General features: G+C 60.6%; 5 protein-coding genes. 3 read left to right on the forward strand and 2 right to left on the reverse strand.

Annotated elements, in window-relative coordinates:
* Position 1 precedes the first annotated feature (1 nt).
* Both zwf and ACVWXW_RS11745 read left to right on the forward strand, forming a co-directional pair.
* Positions 2 to 1,555 (forward strand): glucose-6-phosphate dehydrogenase, encoded by a 1,554-nt coding sequence (gene zwf, locus ACVWXW_RS11740; RefSeq protein WP_457403951.1) that lies wholly within the window; start codon positions 2 to 4, stop codon positions 1,553 to 1,555.
* A gap of 485 nt (positions 1,556 to 2,040) precedes the next feature.
* The gene (locus tag ACVWXW_RS11745; protein WP_457403952.1) at positions 2,041 to 2,952 is read left to right on the forward strand and encodes a tetratricopeptide repeat protein; all 912 of its coding nucleotides are present in this window, start codon (positions 2,041 to 2,043) and stop codon (positions 2,950 to 2,952) included.
* A gap of 13 nt (positions 2,953 to 2,965) precedes the next feature.
* Here ACVWXW_RS11745 and dxs read toward each other — a convergent pair whose 3' ends face one another.
* Positions 2,966 to 4,912 carry a 1-deoxy-D-xylulose-5-phosphate synthase gene (dxs, locus tag ACVWXW_RS11750; RefSeq protein WP_011433570.1) on the reverse strand — a complete coding sequence of 649 codons (1,947 nt, stop codon included), beginning with the start codon at positions 4,910 to 4,912 and terminating at the stop codon, positions 2,966 to 2,968.
* A gap of 243 nt (positions 4,913 to 5,155) precedes the next feature.
* Between dxs and cysK the strand changes: the two genes are divergently transcribed.
* Positions 5,156 to 6,112 (forward strand): cysteine synthase A, encoded by a 957-nt coding sequence (gene cysK, locus ACVWXW_RS11755; protein ID WP_011433569.1) that lies wholly within the window; start codon positions 5,156 to 5,158, stop codon positions 6,110 to 6,112.
* A gap of 379 nt (positions 6,113 to 6,491) precedes the next feature.
* Here the strand turns inward: cysK and ACVWXW_RS11760 are convergent.
* Positions 6,492 to 7,294 (reverse strand): glycosyltransferase family 9 protein (locus ACVWXW_RS11760; protein WP_457403953.1); only part of this gene is annotated, 803 nt, incomplete at its 5' end.

Raw genomic sequence — 7,294 nt, forward strand, 5'->3', positions numbered from 1 at the left:
TATGGTAACCCTGGCAGAAAACCCCCTTCGCGTTGGTCTCAACCAAGAACGCACCCCGGATCCCTGTATTGTGGTGCAGTTTGGCGCTTCTGGGGATCTGGCGGCCCGCAAGCTGATCCCGGCCTACTATCGGCTGTTTGTGCAGCGACGGCTGCCGCCGGAGTTTACCTTGGTGGGGGTGGCCCGCCGCGATTGGACTCACGAGGTTTATCGGGAAAAAATGCGGGCTGCCGTGCAGGAGTTTGCCCCCCAGGACTTGGGGCCGGAGGCCCTATGGCAGGACTTCGCCAGCCGCCTGTTCTATTGCCGCCTGGATATCGGGGATCCAGAAGGCTATCTTCGCCTGAAGCAACTGCTCAGCCAGCTGGACGAAGAGCGGGGCACCCGCGGCCACCGGGTGTTCTATCTGGCGGTGGCGCCGGACTTCTATGCCCAGGCCATCCAACAGCTGGGGGCAGCTGGCATGGTGGCCGATCCGACCAAAACGCGGGTGGTGATCGAAAAGCCCTTCGGCCACGATCTCACCTCGGCCCAGGAGCTCAACCGCATCCTGCAGCGGATTTGCCAGGAAGAGCAGATCTACCGCATTGATCACTACTTGGGCAAAGAGACGGTGCAGAATTTGCTGGTCTTCCGCTTTGCCAACGCCATTTTCGAGCCTCTCTGGAACCGCAACTACATCGACCATGTGCAGATCACCGTGGCGGAGACGGTGGGGGTGGAGGATCGGGCCGGCTACTACGACACTGCCGGCGCCCTGCGAGACATGGTGCAAAACCACCTAATGCAGATCTATTGCCTGACGGCCATGGAGCCACCTGTCTCACTGCGCAGCGATGGGGTGCGCAACGAAAAGACCAAGGTGCTGCAGGCCACCCGCCTAGCGGATCCCCGCAATGTGGCAGCCGCAGCGGTGCGGGCGCAGTACGGCCCTGGCTGGATTGCCGGCAAGCCGGTGCTGGGCTATCGGCAGGAGCCCAATGTCAATCCCCAGTCCAAAACCCCCACCTACGTCGCTCTGAAACTGGAGTGTGACACCTGGCGGTGGAAGGGGGTGCCCTTCTACTTGCGCACTGGGAAACGCCTGCCCAAGAAGGTTTCGGAGGTGGCCATTCACTTTAAGCAGGTGCCCCTTTCCCTGTTCCAATCGGCAGCTCGGGAGGTGAGCCCCAATATCCTGGTGCTGCGTATCCAACCCAATGAGGGCATCTCGTTGCGCTTTGAGGCCAAGATGCCGGGGCCAGAGATCCGCACTCGCTCGGTGGATATGGATTTCCGCTATGGGACGGCTTTTGGAGCGAGTACACCGGATGCTTACGATCGCCTGCTCCTGGATTGTCTGCTGGGGGATCCAACGCTGTTCACCCGTGCCGATGAGGTTGAAGCGGCCTGGCGGGTGGTGACGCCGGTGTTATCGGCCTGGGAGTCTGAGCCCGGCAGCGGCAATGGCGGCGGTGCTGCACCGCCTCTGTTCACCTATGAGGCCGGCACTTGGGGGCCAAAGGCTGCCGAAGATCTGCTCACCCAATCGGGGCGGCGGTGGCGGCGCCTCTGATTTGGCTGCTCTCGGCTGGTAAACCATGGCCTATCCACCTCTGTGTAAGCCGGGGCACCCTCAGCAACAGGCAGAAGAGCATGCCTCTAACCCCCAAAACCCTGAACTTTGCTGAATTTACTGAGCTTTAGGCGGTTTGGCAAAAGTCATTGAGAGGGATATAGTAGACCAAGTTTCCCCCTGATCCTTGAGTCCACCGCAACGGTTGCCGGGAAGTGAAGGGGGAAAGCGCTCGGGGGGTATTCCTCAGGGCTTTGCGGGATACCGCCTTCCTGTTTGGACTCCGTCCCGCTGACGCGAACAGAGATAGGCAGGATGCGATCGCTTCTTTCCTGAACCATGTTCAGGAGAGTTCAGCGTGAATGTATCAGCATGAGCAGCTCAAGAGCCCTTTCAAATGGCCGCTGCAGAAGAGAACACCAAGACGTAGGGATCCCCGGCTGTTGCAGCTAACATGGGCATGGCCTGTTTATTGCGTGGGTATCATGCCGCCACTGTTGTTCCGGTTATCCGTCCGGCCCTGGCGAGCCTTGTCGGTGGGCCTGGCAGTTGTGTTGGGGATGGGAGGGTGGAGCTCTGCCCAGGCCCAGGTGTTGCTGCACGTCCCTCTGCCCAATGGGGGCTTGATGCAGGCCCAAGCGCTACAACTGGCCACCGACTCGCTGCGGTTAGCCCAGTTTGGCCAGACGGAAGAAGCGCTGCGCCGCCTGCAACTGGCCGTGTCCATGGTGCCCAACTCCTCAGAGCTACTCTACGTTTTGGGCAACGTCCACCTAGAACTGGGGGACTTGGAGCAGGCGATTGCCTCGTTGCAGAAGGCCCGCGCCCTGTCTCCTCAAGATGGGGCTGTTCTCTACTCGCTGGGATCGGCTTATTTGCGGCAGGGCAGCTACTTTGCCGCTGCTGAAACCCTGGAACGAGCGGTTGCCCTCCAACCGGATAACCCCAATGCCCGCTTCCAACTGGGCAATGCCTACCTCATGCTGGATCGGTGGGATGCGGCCCGGCAGGAATATGAGAAGACCTTGGAGTTGGATTCCGCCTATTGGCCGGCCATGAACAACATGGGCTTGGTGGACTATGAGCAGGGGGATCTCGACGCCGCCATCGATCGCTGGGAACGCACGATAGAGATGAACAATGCCGTAGCAGAGCCCTATTTGGCCCTGGCGACTGCCCTCTACATTCGGGGAGAAACCGAACGGGCTGAGGAACTGGGGGCAAAGGCCATGCGCTTGGATCCCAACTATGCCCGCCTGCAGGTGTTGCGGGAGAACCTGTGGCGAGAAAACCTGCTGCGAGATGTGCAGATCCTCCTGCGCACCCGCCCTGTTGCAGAAGCTCTGCAGCAAGCCGCTATCGAGCAGTTCAACCGGCGGATGGGCCTCTCAGAATAGATTCAGGATAGATTTAGGAATTGACAGTGGGAAGTTCTGCAGGGGATCCCTTGAGAACTCGTGCCTGAAACTTGGCCCGAATCCGCTCGGCAATCCCGGCACTGTTCAAGCCTAGTTCTGCCAAGGATTCCTCAGGGGTGGCGTGCTCCACCCAAACATCCGGCACCCCCAAGCGCAACAAGGGCACTGCCAGGTCGGCGTCGAGCAGGGCTTCGGCCACTGCCGAGCCAAACCCACCCATGAGGCAACCTTCTTCCACCGTCACCACCAAGCGGCTCTGTTCGGCCAAAGGCAGGATCAGCTCAGTATCCAGAGGCTTGGCGAAGCGGGCATTGACCACCGTGGCTGAGATGCCGTGTTCTTTCAAGATCTCCGCCGCCTGCAGGCTGGGATGCACCATCGACCCATAGGCCAGGATCAGCACCTCGCCGCCGCTGCGCAACACCTCGGCTTTGCCGATGGGCAGGGGTTCCCATCCCTCTTCTGCCAGAGGCACCCCCACGCCAGATCCGCGCGGGTAACGCATGGCGATGGGGCCCTGGGTGTACTGGATCCCGGTCACCACCATGCGCTGTAGCTCCGCTTCATCTTTGGGAGCCATTAGCACCATTTCCGGAATGCAGCGCAGATAGGCGATGTCGTACATGCCTTGGTGGGTGGGGCCATCGGCTCCCACAACTCCCGCCCGATCCAAGCAAAAGAAGACCGGCAACTTTTGGATACAGACATCGTGGATGATCTGGTCGTAGGCCCGCTGCAAGAAGGTGGAATAAATGGCCACCACTGGCCGCATTCCCTCACAGGCCATGCCAGCCGCCAACGTTACAGCGTGCTGCTCGGCGATCCCCACATCCACAAACTGATCCGGCAGCTTTTCCTTGAGCTTATCCAGGCCAGTGCCCGTATCCATAGCGGCGGTGATGCCGATGATGCGGGGATCCCGCTCGGCCAGCTTGCAGAGGGCATGGCCAAAGACCTTGCTGTAGCTGGGGGGCTTGGGCTTGGTGGGCGGGTAGGGCTTGCCGGTGGCCAGGTCGAAGCGGGATTGGGCATGATACCCCACCTGTTCCGCTTCGGCAGGCGGGTAGCCCTTGCCTTTGACGGTAGCTACATGCACCAGTACCGGGCCGGAGATGCCGTGGGCCAACTCAAAGGCATCCAACAACTCCGCCAGGTTGTGCCCGTCCACCGGCCCCACGTAGGTAAAGCCCAGCTCCTCAAAGATAATGCCGGCTTTGTTGTTTTGCACAGCGGTAACCAGCTTCACCGTTTCCTTGAGGCGGTCAATTTCTGGGCTGAGGCTGGATCCCAGCAGGGGGAGATTCTTCAGTTGCTCTTCCAGGCTATCGGCCAAAAACTGCACCGGCGGGCTGAGGCGCAGGCGGTTTAAATAGCGAGGGATCGCTCCCACGTTGGGGGAAATGGACATGCCGTTGTCGTTGAGCACCACCATCAGGTTGGTCTTGGGCAGGTGCCCGGCGTGGTTGATGGCTTCGTAGGCCATGCCTCCGGTTAGGGCACCATCCCCAATGATGGCCACCACCTTGAAGTTGTCTCCCCGCCGATCCCGAGCGATGGCCATGCCCAAAGCTGCCGAGATGCTGGTGGAAGCGTGCCCCGCCCCAAAGTGATCGAAGCGGCTCTCGCTGCGCTTCAGGTAGCCGGAAATCCCCCCCTTCTGGCGCAATGTGTGGAAATTGTGGTACCTGCCGGTGAGCATTTTGTGGGCATAAGCCTGGTGCCCCACATCCCAGATCACCTTGTCTCGATCCAGATCGAGGGTCTTGTAGAGGGCCAAGGTCAGCTCCACCACCCCCAGCCCTGGCCCCAGATGACAGCCGACCGGGGAATTGGCAGCCGTCTGCAGATGTTTGTCGCGAATCTGGCGGGCTAGGCTGCGCAACTGGCTCAGGTTCAGGTTTCGGAGCTGGTTGGGATGAGTGATGTCACTCAGGTGCATAATGGACTCGTCCTTCCGGTGTGATCTCACTCTAATTCATTTTCAGGAGGGGTTTTGTAACCCTCCCTCTCAAAACTTCAAGGAATGCAGGGATCCCCTCAATGCTGGGCCAAGGGCAGTGAGATCTTGAAAGGGGCACGCCAAGGAGCTTATTCAAGGGTTAGCCTCGCGTAAGGCCCTCGGTTGCTCCGGAGTTAAGGGCTAGGGCCCACTGCCGCGATGGTTTCTTCCTTTTTGTTAGCCATGAAAATCGCCGCCAACATCACCCAGCTCATCGGTCGCACCCCGCTGGTGCGGTTGAATCGGATCCCGCAATCGGAGGGGTGCCTGGCCGAGATCGTGGTGAAATTGGAGAGCTTTAACCCTGCCGCTTCGGTGAAAGACCGCATTGCCGTCAGCATGATCGAGGCTGCCGAACAGGCCGGTTTGATCACCCCCGGCAAGACCATCTTGGTGGAGCCCACCTCTGGCAATACCGGCATTGGCCTGGCCATGGCCGCTGCTGCCAAGGGTTACCGGCTCATCATCGTCATGCCTGAGAGCATGAGCCTGGAGCGGCGACTGCTGTTGAAAGCCTACGGAGCAGAGGTGCACCTGGCCAGTAGCGCCGGCGGCATGGGGGAAGCCATCTGGAAGGCTGAAGAGATCGTCCGCCGCACTCCCAACGCTTACATGTTGGGCCAGTTCACCAATCCCGCCAACCCCCGGATCCATGCCAGAACCACCGGCCCGGAAATTTGGGAAGATACCGATGGTCAAGTGGATATCCTGGTGGCAGGGGTAGGTACCGGCGGCACCATCACGGGGGCGGGCGAGTTTTTGAAGGGGAAAAACCCAGCCATTCGACTGGTGGCCGTTGAACCCAAGGCCAGTGCCGTCTTGAGTGGTGGACGGCCCGGCTTTCATCGCATTGAAGGGATCGGAGCGGGATTCGTGCCTGATGTGCTGCGGCGCGACCTGCTGGATGAGGTGATCCCAGTGGAAGATGAAGAGAGCATGGTCTACAGCCGGCGCCTGGCCAAAGAAGAAGGGATCCTCTCCGGCATTTCCACTGGGGCTGCCTTGGCGGGAGCCATCCAGGTGGGGCGGCGACCGGAAAACGCTGGCAAGCGGATTGTAATGATCCAGCCTAGTTTTGGGGAACGCTACCTGAGCACACCTCTTTTTCGCGACTTGGAGCGGGATTCCGATTCGAGATGACGATGATGCTGAGACTGCTGCCCTACAGGTCGCCCTGGCCCAGAGGGCGAGCTAGCATGGGTGAGAGTGACGTGGCGGAACGGCAGACGCGCTAGACTTAGGATCTAGTGCCGCAAGGCGTAAGGGTTCAAGTCCCTTCGTCCGCATGAGAATCCCCTACTTCCCCAGCCCTTTTCCCCCAAGAGGGCAGAAGTTCCCCCGGTCAACAGCAATGCTGACTGCCTTACGGTCGCTCGCCAGCAAGCCTAGGAGAGCCAAGGTGACAAAGCAAGCTCTCCCGCCGGCTAAAAGCAGACAGGGACACATCTCCCAGGCTAGAAGGCTTCTCGGTCCGCCTGCAGAGAAACTGGACTGGGTTGCTGCCACGAAAACCTTGGCTCTAGGCCGGAAAGATCACCTGCAGAATTTGCTCGGGGGCAATCGACTCCACCTTCCCATCGGCCCCCTTGACCGCCCGAAACGGCCCCTCTGAAGGCAGCAGCCGCAGCGGGTCGGTGGGCCCAAACAACGCCACCAGCGGCGTCTGCACCGCCACCGCCAAATGCATGGGAGCACTGTCCACACACAACAGCAGCGTTGCCCCACCAATCAAGGCCGCCAGCTGCCCCAGCCGGACAGGACGGCTCACCGGCAGCTCCGGCAGTTGCGCCAGAAAGCCCTCCGCCAGCTGCTCATCCTCTGGCCCCACCACCAGCACCAACGGCAGCTCCGGCCGCTGCTCCCGAAAACCCTTGATGACCTTGACCCAGTTGGCAGAGGGATAGATCTTCTGAATTCCCTTCTCCTGCGACAGCTGGCTGGCCCCCGGATGCAACAGCACATAATCTTGAGCGGCATCCCCCAAAAGGCGCTTGCGTTCCTGCTCTGCCCACTCCAGGTCTGCTTTTTTCAGACGAATCTGGGGCAACCCCGCCGGCGCAGCAATGCCAAACCCCTGCACCAGGTCGTGGTACATCTGGGCCGCATACTGGGCCGGCTTCAGGGGCACCGGGTCGGTCAGCCAAGGTCGCCCCGGCCCCGGCGGCGCATAGCCCACCCGCTTGGGAATGCCGGTCAGCCACAACAACAGCTTGACCCCCAAGCTTCGGCCCAGGCTCAGCACCCCGTCATACTGCCGCTCGCGAATGCGCCCCAGCAGGTCGCTGAGATCCCCCAACGACAGCTGTTCTTTGAACGGAAAAG

The organism is Thermostichus sp. MS-CIW-30, from assembly GCF_054058015.1.